At 42.0% G+C, this 15,337-nt stretch carries 15 protein-coding genes; 11 read left to right on the top strand and 4 right to left on the bottom strand.

What is annotated here, in order from left to right:
• Positions 1 to 59: 59 nt before the first annotated feature.
• Positions 60 to 458 carry an RrF2 family transcriptional regulator gene (locus MKY14_RS05145; RefSeq protein ID WP_036678138.1) on the top strand — a complete coding sequence of 133 codons (399 nt, stop codon included), beginning with the start codon at positions 60 to 62 and terminating at the stop codon, positions 456 to 458.
• A 108-nt stretch (positions 459 to 566) separates the two neighbouring features.
• Positions 567 to 1,259 carry a class I SAM-dependent methyltransferase gene (locus MKY14_RS05150; protein ID WP_076194252.1) on the top strand — a complete coding sequence of 231 codons (693 nt, stop codon included), beginning with the start codon at positions 567 to 569 and terminating at the stop codon, positions 1,257 to 1,259.
• A 336-nt stretch (positions 1,260 to 1,595) separates the two neighbouring features.
• Here MKY14_RS05150 and MKY14_RS05155 read toward each other — a convergent pair whose 3' ends face one another.
• Positions 1,596 to 2,504, bottom strand: a complete 909-nt coding sequence (locus MKY14_RS05155; protein ID WP_340975916.1) for an aldo/keto reductase — start codon at positions 2,502 to 2,504, stop codon at positions 1,596 to 1,598.
• A gap of 161 nt (positions 2,505 to 2,665) precedes the next feature.
• Between MKY14_RS05155 and msrA the strand changes: the two genes are divergently transcribed.
• The 4 genes from msrA to MKY14_RS05175 all read left to right on the top strand — a co-directional run bounded on the left by msrA (position 2,666) and on the right by MKY14_RS05175 (position 6,738).
• Positions 2,666 to 3,178 carry a peptide-methionine (S)-S-oxide reductase MsrA gene (gene msrA, locus MKY14_RS05160; protein ID WP_340975918.1) on the top strand — a complete coding sequence of 171 codons (513 nt, stop codon included), beginning with the start codon at positions 2,666 to 2,668 and terminating at the stop codon, positions 3,176 to 3,178.
• Positions 3,179 to 3,347: 169 nt separating this feature from the next.
• A complete protein-coding gene (locus MKY14_RS05165) occupies positions 3,348 to 4,538 on the top strand; it encodes an ArsR family transcriptional regulator (protein WP_076302007.1) in 1,191 nt (396 codons plus the stop codon).
• Positions 4,539 to 4,636: 98 nt separating this feature from the next.
• Positions 4,637 to 5,344 carry a response regulator transcription factor gene (locus MKY14_RS05170; RefSeq protein ID WP_175620041.1) on the top strand — a complete coding sequence of 236 codons (708 nt, stop codon included), beginning with the start codon at positions 4,637 to 4,639 and terminating at the stop codon, positions 5,342 to 5,344.
• Positions 5,341 to 6,738: a sensor histidine kinase gene (locus tag MKY14_RS05175; RefSeq protein ID WP_340975919.1), complete on the top strand. Its 1,398-nt coding sequence runs from the start codon at positions 5,341 to 5,343 to the stop codon at positions 6,736 to 6,738. Before MKY14_RS05170 ends, MKY14_RS05175 begins: the two co-directional genes overlap by 4 nt.
• Before the next feature lie 60 nt (positions 6,739 to 6,798).
• On the opposite strand, the gene MKY14_RS05180 is transcribed toward MKY14_RS05175, so the two are convergent.
• The gene (locus tag MKY14_RS05180) at positions 6,799 to 7,347 is read right to left on the bottom strand and encodes a PadR family transcriptional regulator (RefSeq protein ID WP_076308547.1); all 549 of its coding nucleotides are present in this window, start codon (positions 7,345 to 7,347) and stop codon (positions 6,799 to 6,801) included.
• 153 nt (positions 7,348 to 7,500) lie between these two features.
• Here MKY14_RS05180 and MKY14_RS05185 point away from each other — a divergent pair, with 153 nt between their 5' ends.
• A complete protein-coding gene (locus MKY14_RS05185) occupies positions 7,501 to 8,949 on the top strand; it encodes an MDR family MFS transporter (RefSeq protein ID WP_076185870.1) in 1,449 nt (482 codons plus the stop codon).
• 78 nt (positions 8,950 to 9,027) lie between these two features.
• Here MKY14_RS05185 and MKY14_RS05190 read toward each other — a convergent pair whose 3' ends face one another.
• On the bottom strand, positions 9,028 to 9,522 hold the full coding sequence (locus tag MKY14_RS05190; RefSeq protein ID WP_076129365.1) for a DUF6803 family protein: 495 nt from the start codon (positions 9,520 to 9,522) through the stop codon (positions 9,028 to 9,030).
• 129 nt (positions 9,523 to 9,651) lie between these two features.
• Between MKY14_RS05190 and MKY14_RS05195 the strand changes: the two genes are divergently transcribed.
• Both MKY14_RS05195 and MKY14_RS05200 read left to right on the top strand, forming a co-directional pair.
• Positions 9,652 to 10,332 (top strand): HAD family hydrolase, encoded by a 681-nt coding sequence (locus tag MKY14_RS05195; protein ID WP_340975921.1) that lies wholly within the window; start codon positions 9,652 to 9,654, stop codon positions 10,330 to 10,332.
• The gene (locus MKY14_RS05200; protein ID WP_076146092.1) at positions 10,329 to 10,925 is read left to right on the top strand and encodes a GNAT family N-acetyltransferase; all 597 of its coding nucleotides are present in this window, start codon (positions 10,329 to 10,331) and stop codon (positions 10,923 to 10,925) included. Before MKY14_RS05195 ends, MKY14_RS05200 begins: the two co-directional genes overlap by 4 nt.
• Before the next feature lie 636 nt (positions 10,926 to 11,561).
• Here MKY14_RS05200 and MKY14_RS05205 read toward each other — a convergent pair.
• Entirely contained in the window at positions 11,562 to 12,614 is a 1,053-nt protein-coding gene (locus MKY14_RS05205; protein ID WP_076129368.1) for a 2,3-butanediol dehydrogenase, read from the bottom strand.
• Positions 12,615 to 12,929: 315 nt separating this feature from the next.
• On the opposite strand from MKY14_RS05205, the gene MKY14_RS05210 reads away from it, so the two are divergent.
• Positions 12,930 to 13,952: a LacI family DNA-binding transcriptional regulator gene (locus MKY14_RS05210; RefSeq protein WP_076129369.1), complete on the top strand. Its 1,023-nt coding sequence runs from the start codon at positions 12,930 to 12,932 to the stop codon at positions 13,950 to 13,952.
• 112 nt (positions 13,953 to 14,064) lie between these two features.
• The gene (gene cysK, locus MKY14_RS05215) at positions 14,065 to 14,997 is read left to right on the top strand and encodes a cysteine synthase A (RefSeq protein WP_076129370.1); all 933 of its coding nucleotides are present in this window, start codon (positions 14,065 to 14,067) and stop codon (positions 14,995 to 14,997) included.
• Positions 14,998 to 15,337: the final 340 nt, after the last annotated feature.

Here is a 15,337-nt window from a genome sequence, read left to right on the forward strand (position 1 = left end):
TGCCTTTTAGCTATGTTAGAGTTATCATAGATTTCTAAAGTCGTTAATGGAGGTGCTGAATGAAATATTCCCAAGCGACAGATTATGCACTTCATGCAATGCTCTATATGGTGACGGTGGCGTCTGATAAGCCGGTGGGTGTTCAATTGCTTGCTGAGAAGCTAGGTGTTTCCCAAACCTATCTGTCCAAAATGATGACTAAGCTAGTGAAGGCTGGATTGATTCAATCTGCACCTGGTGCTAATGGTGGTTATCGTCTCAGACGCAAGTCGGAAGAAATCTCTTTTTTGGATATTATCCATGCAATCGAAGGAACGGCTTCCTTTTTTGAATGCAGTCTAGATCACGGAAGTGAATGTCTGATTCAACAGGTTGTGATTGACGCTGAGCGACAGATGGAGCAGTACTTAGAGAACACGAAAATTGCAGATTTGGCAAAAACGATGAAGACGGAGTAAAGATCCGTTCTTTTTTCGGGGTTATTAGAGACAATATAAATCCGTAATGACTTTAATGTGGGTTTTGATACTAAAATATGAAGTTTAAAACAATGGAGGATGATTACAATGACTGAAGAGCAAAAATTAAATGCCAAGAGGGCAACCTATGAAAAAACCACTCATATTTCGATTCCCTCTTATGATTCATTATTTTCGATGATCCAATCTTATTTTCGCTTCGAATTAGGTGACATCCCTGTATCTATGCTCGTGGTCGGTGCGGGGGGAGGAAATGAATTTTCGGCATGGGGGCCATCTAACCCAAACTGGACATTTACTGGAGTGGATCCTTCGGAAGATATGCTTAAGATTGCGAGATTAAAGATAGATGAACTGGGCCTAGAGAGCCGTGTCAGTCTGATTCCTGGTACAATCGATGATCTTCCTCAGCAGGACTCAAAGTTCGATGTGGCAAGTTGTATTTTGGTCCTTCATTTCATCCATGATGTTCAAGAAAAATTGAAATTGCTTCGCTCCATAAAGGATAATCTGAAACCGGGTGCTCCATTTGTTCTCGTAAGTGCATATGGAGATTTGGATGATCCTGAACTCCACGACAGAATAAACGTATGGAAAAGCTTTTGGGTTGCAGGGTATGAATCTCCCGAAGCGTTTGATAATGTAAGTAGCAATATTACAAAAATTTCTTTCCTTCCTGAAAAACAAATTGAAGAGTTATTGAAAGAATCAGGCTTCACAAGAATCACTCGATTTTATTCTACTGGAATTATGGCAGGCTGGATGTGTCACGCGGAGTGACTTGAATACTTTCGGACCCAGATGACGTTATTTGTATATATTTAGGCGTTGGAGCATGATTTCGGACTCCAGTGCTGCTATTCCTTAAATAGAGGGTGATATATGGTGATTATCATGCTCATAGCGGCTATGGAGTCCGCGAGCACCCTTAATATAGGAAAAAGTAGCGTATAAGGTCAACTGTGTCCTATAGTGCGATTCATAAGTGTGATTAGTACTTAATTAAACCAAGTTTAAGGATTAGATCAGCGATCAGGTAGCTTCAAAAAGGAGGGGGTGCCCAACAGCCATTGTATGGCTATGGACACCTCATTGTTTTTAACGAAAGTGACTAATCTATACATGAAGCTTGTAACGATTTGCTTTGCTTATCCGCTGAATGTCTGCAAGTTCCTCCGAAGTGAGTGGAGCTACATCAGCAGCCATTACATTGCTTTTTAATTGCTCCAGACTGCTTGCCCCAGGAATAATAACGGCTACAGATGGATTGGCTAGTGGATAATGAAGCGCTGTTTGTGCAAGATTGCGAGAGTCACTAGTTTCCTGCGAAAGCTGATCATGTAAATTCAGAAGTTCCTCACTACTGTAATCTAAGTAATTCTTCTCCGCCTTGCTGCGACCACGCTCTGACAGTATGCCCCCTGCTAAAGGCCCGCGTGCGATCATGCTAATTCCATGCTTAGCTAGTAGAGGAAGGATTTCTTCCTCAGGACGTCGATCTAAAATGCTATATTGGCTCATAACACTTACGATATTTGATTTTTTCACATATTCTCTAATTACATTAGGACGAATAGAAGAGATCCCATAATAGCGGATAAGACCCTCTTGCTTAAGTTCTTCTAAAGCTTCAATCGTTTCGTCAATTGGATCTTCAATAGTGCCGCCATGCAGCTGGTATAGATCGATGTAATCGGTTTGCAGCCGTTTGAGACTATCTTTGACTGCATTTTTAATATAGGCTTTTGAAGGATCCCAGCTCCAGCCATCTTGGCCGGGAATTCTGCGGTTGCCAACTTTTGTGGTCAGGATTACATCCTGTCGATGTTGACGAATGGCTTGGCCAATAATCTCTTCATTACGGCCCTCATCATAAAGATCTGCTGTATCAACAAAATTGATTCCTTGATCGAGTGCTTCATGAACAATGGAAATGGCTTTCGCCTCATCCGTACCCAAAGACATACAGCCAAGTCCTATTTCACTTACATACAAATCGGATTGTCCTAAACGATTTTTTCTCATAGCGCATTCCTTTCTACTTCTGTTGTTGTTATATTATAACGTTTTGGAGAATTGAATTCTAATGGTGCTTCGGACTTCCATTGACTTTATGATCTTTTGGCTTTATCGTCATAGCATATATTATTTATTAGATGAAGATAGATAGGGAGAGATTTGATCATATGGAACAAGCGATGTTTGCAGGCGGATGTTTTTGGTGCATGGTGACACCGTTTGAGGAATTACCAGGCATTCATGGAATTGTATCGGGATATGCGGGAGGGTTAACTGAGAATCCAACCTACGAAGAAGTCAAAACCGGAACAACGTGGCATTACGAGGTTGTGCAGATTACGTTTGATCCAGCGCTTTTTTCATACGAGAAGCTGCTTGAATTATATTGGCCTCAGATTGACCCTACCGATGATGGTGGGCAATTCCAGGATCGAGGAACTCAGTACCGGACAGCGATCTTCTATTATAATGAAGAACAGCGTTTAGCAGCTCTTGCCTCGAAGGAACAGGTTGCGGTCAGTGGCAGATTCTCCGGTCCAGTCGTTACGGAAATTCTTCCGGCGCCAACTTTTTATCGTGCAGAAGAGTATCATCAGGATTATCATCATAAGAATCCCAAGCACTACAAAGAAGATCGGGAGCAATCCGGTCGGGATACTTTTATCGCTAAACACTGGTAAGTGTTGAAAAAACTTTAAACCAAGAGCATCCTGAGTCATTCATGGCTTACGGGATGCTCTTTTTGCATTATATACAAATTTTATTTATTTTAAATTCTACATACTTTCCACACATTTGTAGACTAAACTACTCTAAATCAAGCGAGAACATCACACAGGAGGGTTTAGGATGAAAAAAATCATACCATTTGTTGCCGTTAGTTTGCTTTTGAGTACAGTGTTAACAAGCTGCCAATCAGGCAATAATGTTCCATCTAAGGTTAATTCGCAAGCTAGTTCTGCAACGGTGGAGCAACCATGGATAGCTACGAAGAATACTACTCGTATTAACACTTCAGATCCGATTCAAGCCGCAGTGTTAGTTTCTCAGACTTTATGGACTGCGCAAACAAAGAATAATAGACCTTCAAGTGTAGTTTTGACGGATGTGAGTAATTGGCAGATCGCCGCAGTTAGTGCAGATTTGATTCATCATCCCAGTAATGGGCCTGTACTGTATACTACAAAAGAAGGGGTTCCTGAGGTTACTCTCGCTGAACTTAAGCGACTGAATCCAATAGGTGCTGAAGGCAATAAAGGGGTTCAGGTAGTGCTTGTTGGGCCTATGGCATCCAATGTCGAACAACAATTAAAGGCCATTGATTTAAAAGTAGACCGGATAGAAGGGGATGAGCCAGCGGCAGTAGCTCAGGCTATAGATACTTATTACGCCAAAGCAGCGGGTGAACTTCCAAAGTCGGTCATTATTGGTTCTATGGATAGCCCTGAGTACACGTTGCCAGCAGTGAATTGGATCGCACATATGCCTGAACCTCTTCTCTTTGTAACCAAAGACGAAATTCCTAACTCAACGGTCGAGGCTTTAAAAGAACGTGGAGGTAGCGCAACCATTTACATCCTAGGACCAGAAGACATTGTCTCAGCAGATGTAGAAAAGCAATTAAAAGAATACGGAACAGTTCTCCGTATAGCTGGAGAAGATGTTTTTAAGAACGCTATAGCTTTTGCAAGTTTTAAGGATGCCAATAACGGATTCGGCTGGGGAATCAATACACCCGGTCATAACCTGTCTTTGTTAACCACGGATTCAACGATGCTCGCTATCGCCGCTGCGCCTTTTTCTCATTTGGGGAAACATGCGCCGCTTATTTTTACGGAAAAAGACGGGCTGCCAGATTCAGTAATGGAGTATATGATGGAGCTTCAACCTAAATTTCAAGATTCACCAGCAGAAGGTCCTTACAATCATGCTTGGATAAGTGGGGATAACCTTACAATAAATGAGCGAGCACAAAGTGAAATCGATGACATGCTAGAAATCTCGCCTGCTGCAGGAGGCAATCCGCATTCCGGTCACTAACCATCATCAGAGGCTGGCATCATTTAGGGATGATGTCGGCTTGTTCTGTGTTTTTTTTGTATAATGAGAAGAACTAGGTCGTAAAGAGGGTGAACGGCTTGAATAAGCTACAGATACTGATCGTAGATGATGAGTGGAACATGCGGAATTTATTGCGGATTTATTTAAGTAAAGAAGGGATGTCTACAAAAGAGGCGTCAACGGGTCATGAGGCACTCCAACTGTTGAAACAACATAGCTTTGACCTAATCTTGCTGGATGTGATGATGCCGGATATGGATGGCTGGCAGGTCTGCAAGCTGGTGAGGGAGTCAAGCTCTATCCCAATTCTAATGCTAACCGCACGTTCTGAAACCAAGGATAAGGTACGTGGTCTCGGTATAGGTGCAGATGATTATCTTACTAAACCGTTTGAGCCGGAAGAATTAGTGGCTAGGATTTATTCTCTGCTGCGGCGTTCAACACTTACTTTTGTTCAACAACCTCAGGAAAAGGTGCTCACATACCCTGATTTTAAAATATACCCAGAAGCTAGGGAGGTACATATTCAGGATACATCCATTGAATTCACGCTCAAGGAGTTTGATCTACTGGCCACTTTGGCGCAAAACACTACCCGGGTTTTTACGAGAGAAGAACTGGTGGAGCGATTATGGGGGAATAATTATGAGGGGGAGAATCGTGTTATTGACACTCATATTAAGAATATCCGCGAGAAACTACATAAAGCAGGCCTAGCCTATAATCCGGTTCAGACGGTGTGGGGATTAGGTTATAAATTTCATGCTCCCGGTAATCAGGTATGAGAAATAACATCATCGGACTTAAGCTCGGTTTTGTTATTATGTCTGTTTTTGTGGTTGTTTTGCTTGTTCTTGGAATTACTATAGACCGGATGTTTACAAGCTTCTATTACAACGAGATGCAAAAAGAGACGGAGGAACTCACCTCACATTTTATTGGAATGGCGGAATCGCAGGATAGTTCAAACGAGCAGATGATGAGTACCTTTGCAGAATTTTCGGATGTCAGTATCTTTAATATCTCGAAGGATGGCCATGTGATACTCCACTCGGGTGCACATGATCGTATGGATCGTTCATTCATCCAAGCTTCGGATGTTAGCCGGATTTTCGCTGGGAAAAGTGTTGATTTTGAGTATAAAGATCCTGCTGGATATTCTTATTTTATCATTGGAAAACCAATAATGGAGGGGGATACAACTCAGTCTGCACTTTATGTAATGTCCTCTACAGAGAGTATGAAGCAATCTTTGGCTTCCATCCGGAACCTGCTGCTGATTGCAGGAATAGGGGCTTTTATATTGGCTTTAGGGATCACTGGTGTGATCGCCATGATTTTGTCCAGACCTCTGATCAAGATGCAAAAGGCAACCCGGAAAATCGCGGCTGGCGAGTTGGAAACGAGACTGTCTATACGTAGTAACGATGAGATTGGTTTTTTGGCAGAGGCCATAAATGATCTGGCTGTCGATCTGCAACGATACAGGGATACAAGGCAGGAATTTCTGGCAAATATCTCACATGAGCTGAGAACGCCCATTACATATTTGGAGGGGTACACCAAGGTTATAAAAGATGGGCTTTACGAGACCGAGGGGGAAAGGGATCTATACTTGGATATCATTCATCAGGAAGCACATCGGCTCCAGCATCTGGTGGATGATTTATTTGAACTGGCAAAGATGGAGGAAGGAAAGGTTACACTTACCCAAGAGTGGATCGATCTCAGTCAGCTAACGGAACAAGCCGTGCGCAGAGTTGAACTGAAAGCAAAAGAGAAGGGGTTACAGCTGAAGCTTCAGCTTAGCGGAGATGCGTATATGATCCGTGGAGATCAAAAACGTATGGAACAGATTATAATGAACCTTCTGGAAAATGCAATTCGTTATACGGATGAAGGCGAGATTATTGTTCATGTGGAATTTACAGCGGATGCTGCAACTCTAATAGTTGAAGATACAGGAATAGGTATTCCTGAGGAAGAGCTTCCCTATATCTTCGAACGTTTCTACCGGGTAGAGAAATCACGTTCAAGACAATACGGAGGTTCAGGTCTGGGACTTTCCATTGTTAAAAAGCTGGTGGAATTGCATGGAGGCAAGATTCGAATGATGAGTCAGCCTGGAGCGGGTACTCGTTGCGAGGTGCAACTATTGAATTTATCTAAATCCGAATAAATGTAAGTAAAAAGAGACTTCCGATACAAAATGAGGTCTCTTTTTTGCTTGTTTATAATGTTATTGATTCGACTCAAGCTCTTCAAGTGCCCATTCGCAGAATTGTATAGAGCTCTCCATATCAAGCACACGTTTGCGGATCAGTAAATAACGTCCAAAAGTGGTGGCTTTTAACTCACGAGTCTCACCGCGTTCATCACGCAAGACTTCGTTTGCTTTGAGCAAAACCTTGTATCGCTCCAGCTCACTTTTACAAAACTCTGCACGTTTTAGCAATAGGTCCTTGGCTTCTTCCGGGTTGGATAGCCATAAGCTATACAGCTTAAAATGCAGCTCATCCCGTAGCACCGGAGGCTCTGCAGTAGTTTCCACCCATTGCCGCAATTGCTCCAGTCCTGCTTTCGTAATGGAGTATTCTTTTTTATCCGGTTTATCGGTCTGTTCAATGAGCTTAAAGGTGATATAACCTTGCTGCTCCATGCTCATTAATAGAGGGTAGATTTGACTATGTCCAGCACGCCAGAGCGGCTTGATATTCTGAGTTAATTCATATCCAGACAATGAGTTAGCGCTAAGTAAAGCTAGAAGTCCATAAGACAGTGTATTCATTACTATAAAGCCCTCCAGTTATTATAAATCCGTTTTCATTGAATTTTTCGGGGATATGTCATCATTGACATATTGATCATACGATTATAACATTATTCAAGTCACCTTATATATGTAAAAGTAGACATATAAAAAATAATGAGGAGGGGAAGCATGGAAGAAAATCAAGCAAGCAAAATACATTTTTGGCCGATCATGATTGCCATATTCTTCGGAAATTTCGTCTCTGTCTTAAGTACAACGACGATCAACATTGCTGTTCCTCTTTTAATGGATCATTTCAATACGAGTCTGAACACCATGCAATGGATGGTCACGGGTTTTATGCTGGCGACAGGAGTAACCGCACCACTCGCCGGCTATCTCGGAGGAAGATTCAGCTACAAAAGGCTTTATCTTTTCGCCTTGATGGGATTCACCATGTTCTCTTTGTTTTGTGCTTTGGCATGGGATCCAACATCATTAATTGTATTTCGGATGCTTCAGGGTTCGTGCAGCGGTCTCATCATGGCTTGTACGATGACCATCATATTTCAAGTAATACCGGGAGAACGCAGACCTTTTGCAGTAAGCCTCTGGTCGTTATCCGCGATGGTCGCGCCAGCCATAGGACCAACGTTTAGCGGGTGGCTGCTCCAATATGCCAGCTGGCATTGGTTATTCTTAATTAACATCCCTATTGGAATCATAGCTGTTATTCTAACCCTAACGTTAATTCCATATTATCGAATGAATATTCCGAAGTCATTTGATATTCCTGGTTTCCTTACCGTTGTCCTCGGTAGTTTATCATTATTAACTGCATTTAGCCAAGGCAATAGCTGGGGATGGACTTCGTGGAAAACCTTATCGTTAATCCTTTTGGGAGTTGTGTTGTTAGTTTTGTTTGTTTTGCGCGAGCTGAAGGCGGAGGTACCTCTGCTGAATTTGCGTGTATTCCGTAATCGCCGTTTTACCGCCATGCTTAGTATCTATAGTTTAGTTACGATTGCGATGTATGCCGGAACCTATTTAACCCCTTTGTTCTTACAAACGGTAGAAGGGGCTACAACGCTTAAAACAGGGCTGATTTTATTGCCGTCCTCGATCCTCCTTGCCTTATTGAGTCCAATCGTAGGTAAGCTGTATCCAAAGTTCGGACCTGTGAAGTTGATTTCTGCGGGTATTTTATTTATATTCATCGGTTTATTCATGCTTAGTCGGCTGCAAACGAACATATCTTATAGCTTTATTATGTGGGCGATGGTCGTTCGTAATCTCGGCATTGGACTAGCCAATGTTCCAAGCAGTACAGCCTCAATGGAGGAAATTCCTGTCGAATGGTCTGGGCATGCTACGTCGATCAACAACTGGGTTCGCAATGTGTTAAGCTCACTTGGGATTGCAGTATTCACCTCCCTGCTGTCGAGTAGATCCTTACTCCACTCTAAAGAGTTGATCAGCTCCGGTGCAAGTAATACAGATTCGATACGTTTGCTATCGTTCACGATGGGTGTGAATGATGTTTTTGTGGTAGGTTCCATTATTGTGTTGTTTGGATTTCCACTGATGTTTTTATTACGCAAGAAGCGTACTGTGGTAACTGTACAAAACGCAGGATAACCGGTACGATACAAAAAGCAGATCAAGGTTTTATCCTTGATCTGCTTTTTGTCTTAGATTACGTTTTGTTAATAAACTTTAATGCATCATATCGCCCATTCCACCCATACTCCCTACAATTTCCGGATTAATCATCCCAAATATCATCGCGATATGCGCCACGACCAAGAATCCACTAATAAGCAGAAAATGCAGCTTCATCTTGTGCTCTTCCGATCGTTTACGGGCAATCAGACCAAGATCTAACAAAGCCAGTGGCAATAAGAAGAGTACTCCGCTTAAATAGAAGCCCACGGCTACGATATCAACCCATGTGTGCCATTCCCCATTCACAGACAAAGGAATAAACGCAGTTGGGAACAAGTAGAGAAATACACCTGTGAAATATATCCCTGCGAGTATGCTGCAGACTTTGTTGAAGGATCGTAGTGGGCCTGTTAGATTCTTGGTGAACAAAATAATAAACTCTGTAATGGTAATCGTCTCAGCAAAAATCACGGGGATGGCCATGAATATAATCAAATTCCAAGGCTGGTTGTCCGCTAGCAAAGACATGTAATGCGTCATGTTCATAAGATACTCCTCCGATAATATGTAATAGCTTCAGTTACTTATCGTATTCGAGAAGTATGTGGAAAGTATGTGGAAACGAAGGTATGATAAATATATGCAATAATATCAGTCGAGGGGAGCAAGACAACCGTGGGAAGAGGATTACAAAACATTTTATTTGATTTAGATGGTACTTTAACAGACCCCAAAGAAGGCATCACCAAAAGCGTAGAATACGCTTTGAACAAATTTGATATACAGATCGAGCATTTGGATGAGCTTCTTCCTTACATAGGTCCTCCGTTATATGATTCATTTATCGAGCTGCACCATTTCACTGAGGAACAAGCGCTTCAAGCGGTTGCTTTTTACCGGGAGCGTTACAGTGCCACGGGATTATTTGAGAATAAGGTGATTGAAGGTATACCCCAATTGCTGGAGGGACTTAAGACGAATGGATACTCATTGTATGTAGCAACCTCCAAACCGACTGTTTTTGCAGCACAGATTCTTGAGCATTATAAGCTCGATCATTATTTCAAACATATCGGAGGAAGTAATCTGGACGGTACCCGTTCTAAGAAGCAAGAGGTTATTCAGTACGTGCTTGATGAGAATGACATACATCCAGAGGAAGCGGTAATGATAGGAGATCGTAAGCATGATATCATCGGTGCTATTGGCTGTGGTGTCGAATCTATTGGAGTGACTTTTGGTTATGGTCCCAAGGAAGAGCTTGAACAAGCCGGAGCAGACCATATCGCCTTTCGTGTGGAAGAAATTGCAGATATCATTCAGCATATTTCATTGAGAGAACGGTGCACCAAATGAGTGTTATGAATACTGAAATACTTGACGGGAAATCGATTAAGCTGGTTCCAATAGATGAAAGTCATGCAGAAGGATTGGCGAGAGTGTTAAGAAATCCAGACATCTGGGAATTTACCTGGCGAAAAATAACGTCGGACGAGCAGGTGCAAGGATTAATCTCAACAGCTTTAGCGAATCAAAAGAACGGTTCACAAATTACCTTTACTATCATTGATAAAGCAACGGAGCGAATTATCGGAACCACTCGTATTATGCATCCGGATTTGGTTCATCGTAACGCTGAAATTGGATGTACCTGGATCTCACCAGACTATTGGAGAACTAGTGTGAACACAGAAGGCAAGTCGCTGCTGCTACACTATTGTTTTGAAGAACTAAAGCTGATCCGCGTAGAATTTACAGTGGTCGCGAACAACTTGAGGTCACAAAGAGCAGTAGAACGAATAGGGGCGGTTAAAGAAGGGGTTCTGCGTAAGCATAGAATCAAGTCTGACGGATCGATTCATGATAATGTGGTCTTTAGCATATTGGATACCGAATGGCCTGCTGTAAAAGAGAATCTGCATTATTTGATAAATGATAAATACGCATAAGTATAGATGAAGCAAACAAACGGGCTAGGGGCCGTTCCATAGGGAGCTACACTTCATCTATAATTGATGAATCAGAGTGGTGACGGAAGCAATTTGTTAAAGCAGAGTGAGCGTTTAATTGTATTTTGTACAACTATAATTCCTTAATTGGTCGGGGCATAGATATAACTGTATTTATTACATCTATATTCCTCATTTACTTCCTTATAGGAGGATTTTCAGGGTTTTAATTGTACAGAATACAGTTATTTCACATTTACCCTATATCACTCTCCATTATCTCATTCGAATCCTTTGAATTAGGTGCTAGAAGTATAACAAGAGGGAATGCACCGGAAGCTACGTTCTGTCTGAAAGGATTTCTTCAAGGCATCAGACTTGCAACTCCTGCTTAGTGAGGATGAATATACTTTGGTGGATCAGCGGATGATTAAGCGAGTTAAGCCAGAGCGTATAAGGATTTGCCCATGAATTTGCTTAAACCCCCCACAGATCAAAAACACCAGGCAGTGATACTCCAATTCCCGGAGAATCGCTGCCTGGTTGTTTTTTAATAACAGAGACCGCTACAAATTCTAGAAAGAGCTGCTTGGAGCAGCGCCTTCTTTTATGATTCAGCCAATAGGCTGCTTATGGTTATTGTTTAGGACTTACAAGGATTTTTACTTGATTTTTTTCTTTCAAAAGAGCCTCAAACCCGTGATCAATCACTTCATTCAGTTTAATTCTCTTAGTAACAAGTTTTTCAGCAGGGAAGTACCCTTGTTCCATCAAGCTAATTACAGCGGGGAAAACATCACGGTAACCAATGATACCAGTTAAGTTGCGTTCTTTAAGTACGATATTGTTTGGAGTAATCGTAGCATCTTTTTCGAAAATACTAACGATCATGATTTGTCCACTCAATTTAGTGGAATTGATTGCTTGGGTTAGAACGGGAGGTACGCCTGTCACTTCAAACGCAACATCTACGCCACCATCGGTACGTTTTTGAATTTCTTCGACCACATCATATTGTTTAGGATCGATTACAATACCACCAAGTTCTTCAGCTTTACTCTTACGTTCCTCGGAAAGTTCTACTACATAGATTTCAGCTGCGCCGGATGCTTTCAAAGCTTCAATGACCAGCAAACCGATTGGGCCAGCACCGAATACTACAGCTTTATCTCCAACCTTGAGTTGACTGGAACGAACAGCGTGTAGAGCAACGGCAGAAGGTTCCACCAGAGCACCTTGTTCATAGGATAAGCTGTCTGGAATTTTGTGCACCATATGTTGGTCTGCTGCGACGTATTCTGAGAATCCACCGCCACCACCAGCCAAACCTAGGAAGCCCATTTTTTCACAAAGATTATATTTACCTTGTCGACAAGCTACACATTCACCACATGCAAAAACAGGCTCGACGACGACGCGATCACCAACATTAAACTTGCTAACGCCTTGACCTACTTCTACGATTTGTCCAGAGAATTCATGTCCCATTACGACTGGAGCTTTTTCACCAGTAAGGGGATGATCTGTTCCTTGGGGAATGAAAATAGGGCCGGCTACATATTCGTGAAGATCGCTGCCACAAATTCCGCACCATTCGATTTTGATTTTCACTTTTCCTTCAAGGGCTGCTGGTTCTTCAATCGTTTCTAACCGTAGATCTTTGACGTTATGCCATCTTAATGCTTGCATATCATTCATCTCCTAGATTAATAATTGATAATAAATAGTGTTTTATTTCTGGAAAAGAGGAAACGTTTCCGAGAACAAATATGTCACATAATTTTCATATTGTCAAATTTAAATAATGAAAATATTAATATTGAAAATTAGTGAAATAATTCACTAAAACAGAGTTATATCAAGCCTTTAGGCTCACATTAGTCGTTGAGATAAGTATTCTTCTATGTACTATTATGTTATAATCTATACATTGGAATTTTGATTTTAGATGAGTGGAATAGAGATAAATACGAAAACGATTCCGGAAATAAGGGGACTATCAGAGTGGCTAATAAAAACAAAGTAACCATAGAGGATGTAGCGAAACGGGCGGGGGTAGGTATTGCTACTGTCTCAAGAGCCATTAATAATTCAGAGGGAATTAGTTCCAAGACCAAGGCGCTGGTACTGCAAGTGATTGAGGAGATGGGTTTCACTCCAAATACCTCTGCGCAAAGCCTCAAAATCCGCCAAACGAAGCAAATTGCTCTGGCCGTTCCTGACATTCGCAACGCAATTATTCCGGATATCGCCTGGTCCGTAGAGCAAGCCGCCAAACAACATAGCTATCGGGTAATCCAGATTAATACTTCTGGCAACCCGCGGACTGAGCTCGAAACAATCCGTGAGGTCAAAAAATTACATGTAGATGGACTCATTATCATGCCTCTTGCTTATCCAAAGACCATGGTAGAGTTAATTAATAAATCGAGTGTTCCGGTCTCTATCATTAACTACGGGAAAAGAATCACAGAAAATGTGAAAGCTGACATCGTTAGTTTGTCACGTTTTGAAGGACAATTAGTGATGGAGCATTTAATCAATATCGGTCGTACTAGGATTGCATATGCAGGGGCACAAAAAGATCTTATTGAAGATCGTTATCTTGCTTATCAGCAAGCTTTAAATCAAGTGGATATTTCGCTTGTATATTTTGGCGAAGACTTTTCCTTGCAAACTGGACTACAAGCCGCTGACTATTTCTACAGCCTGACGCATATGCCAGATGCTATTTATGCAGTGAATGACATGGTGGCCATAGGTATTGTGAATCGTTTTAAAGAATTAGGCGTTCGTGTTCCAGAAGATGTGGCGGTGGTTGGGGTAGATAATAACTCATGGACAACCATTACAAGTCCGCAGATTAGTTCGGTCTCGATCATGGGGAATGAAGTGGCACGATTAGCCACACAGCTTCTTTTGCAACGTATTCAGGATAATATTACCGGGGAGTATCAAAGGGTGCAGCTTGATCCGCGATTAATCGTGCGAGAGTCAAGTGTTTCGGTTAGACGTAGTACGAATTAAAGGCCTCAAGTTTGCGACTACTAAGAATGAATAGGTTGTAAATCCTTTAAATCCTGCTAGACTTAATACAGAGTAATTTGATTGGAAATTAAGAAATGAGGTGCGGATCATTATGGCTAATATTTATAAGAGCTTAACCGATCTGATCGGAAATACACCGTTATTAGAGATTTCAAAGTATAGTAAAACCCAAAACGTAGAAGCAAGGGTTCTTGCCAAGCTGGAATCTTTTAATCCTGCAGGTAGTGTTAAAGATCGTATTGGGTATGCAATGATCAAAGATGCGGAAGAGAGAGGTCTCATCAATAAAGATTCTGTCATTATTGAGCCAACTAGTGGAAACACTGGGATAGGGCTTGCTTTTGCAGCTGCTAGCTTAGGGTATTCACTGATAATCGTGCTACCAGATACGTTTAGTATTGAACGCCGTAAATTAATGCTGGCATTAGGTGCGGAGCTTGTGTTAACACCGGGAACAGAAGGAATGAGCGGAGCTGTAAGAAAGGCAGAACAATTAGCTGCGGAAATTCCAAATTCATTTATTCCTCAGCAATTCAGCAATCCTGCGAACCCGGAAATACACAGAACGACTACAGCTGAGGAAATTTGGCGGGATACCGATGGAGATGTTGATATTTTCATAGCGGGTGTTGGTTCTGGAGGCACTATCTCGGGTGTTGGGAAAGCGTTGAAAGAAAAGAACCCCGCAGTCCAAATTGTCGCCATCGAGCCGTTTGATTCCCCTGTTTTATCAGGAGGCCGTCCTAAGGGACATGGGATTCAGGGCATTGGAGCAAACTTTATTCCGGAGAATTACGATAATGAAGTGGTGGATGAGATTTTTCAGGTGAAAAATGATGATGCCTATAGCGTATCACGTGCACTTGCGAGAACAGAAGGATTGCTGGTGGGTATCTCCTCCGGAGCAGCTGTTTACGCAGCTACACAAATCGCTAAGCGTCCTGAGAATAAGGACAAGACCATCGTGGTGATTCTGCCGGATACCGGTGAACGTTACTTAACTACTACGCTGTTTGATTTTTAACGGAACATGAGCGCTAGATCCAAGGAATTGGCTTTAAAAAGCAAGCAAAAGGTTCAGCTATAGGCTGAGCCTTTTTGTTGTTGGAGTATTGGCTGTATAGCTCCAGATAACGGGTATCTCAAGTAACTAAGAAGTTTAAGAGGGATTCAAATCTCCTATTATTACACGTAGCTAAGAAGTTCAAGGGGGATTCCAAACCTCCCATTTTGTATAGTAGCCAAGGAAGTTCAGTGTGTTACGGACCGTATTGCAGCTATTTCGCCTTTTCAGCTCATTTTGCTGCATTATCGGACTGAATAGCACTTATTGGCCAACATTTGCGGATAAACAGTGTGGTTTT

It is taken from the genome of Paenibacillus sp. FSL R5-0887, from assembly GCF_038002305.1.
In the GTDB taxonomy this organism is placed as follows: domain Bacteria; phylum Bacillota; class Bacilli; order Paenibacillales; family Paenibacillaceae; genus Paenibacillus_AQ; species Paenibacillus_AQ odorifer.

Coding starts and splice junctions, on each gene's coding strand:
- msrA (WP_340975918.1), top strand. CDS start 2,666: ATGGAACAAGCGATGTTTGCAGGCGGATGTTTTTGGTGCATGGTGACA.
- MKY14_RS05150 (WP_076194252.1), top strand. CDS start 567: ATGACTGAAGAGCAAAAATTAAATGCCAAGAGGGCAACCTATGAAAAA.
- MKY14_RS05155 (WP_340975916.1), bottom strand. CDS start 2,504: ATGAGAAAAAATCGTTTAGGACAATCCGATTTGTATGTAAGTGAAATA.
- MKY14_RS05200 (WP_076146092.1), top strand. CDS start 10,329: ATGAGTGTTATGAATACTGAAATACTTGACGGGAAATCGATTAAGCTG.
- MKY14_RS05165 (WP_076302007.1), top strand. CDS start 3,348: ATGAAAAAAATCATACCATTTGTTGCCGTTAGTTTGCTTTTGAGTACA.
- MKY14_RS05180 (WP_076308547.1), bottom strand. CDS start 7,347: ATGAATACACTGTCTTATGGACTTCTAGCTTTACTTAGCGCTAACTCA.
- cysK (WP_076129370.1), top strand. CDS start 14,065: ATGGCTAATATTTATAAGAGCTTAACCGATCTGATCGGAAATACACCG.
- MKY14_RS05185 (WP_076185870.1), top strand. CDS start 7,501: ATGGAAGAAAATCAAGCAAGCAAAATACATTTTTGGCCGATCATGATT.
- MKY14_RS05190 (WP_076129365.1), bottom strand. CDS start 9,522: ATGAACATGACGCATTACATGTCTTTGCTAGCGGACAACCAGCCTTGG.
- MKY14_RS05175 (WP_340975919.1), top strand. CDS start 5,341: ATGAGAAATAACATCATCGGACTTAAGCTCGGTTTTGTTATTATGTCT.
- MKY14_RS05145 (WP_036678138.1), top strand. CDS start 60: ATGAAATATTCCCAAGCGACAGATTATGCACTTCATGCAATGCTCTAT.
- MKY14_RS05205 (WP_076129368.1), bottom strand. CDS start 12,614: ATGCAAGCATTAAGATGGCATAACGTCAAAGATCTACGGTTAGAAACG.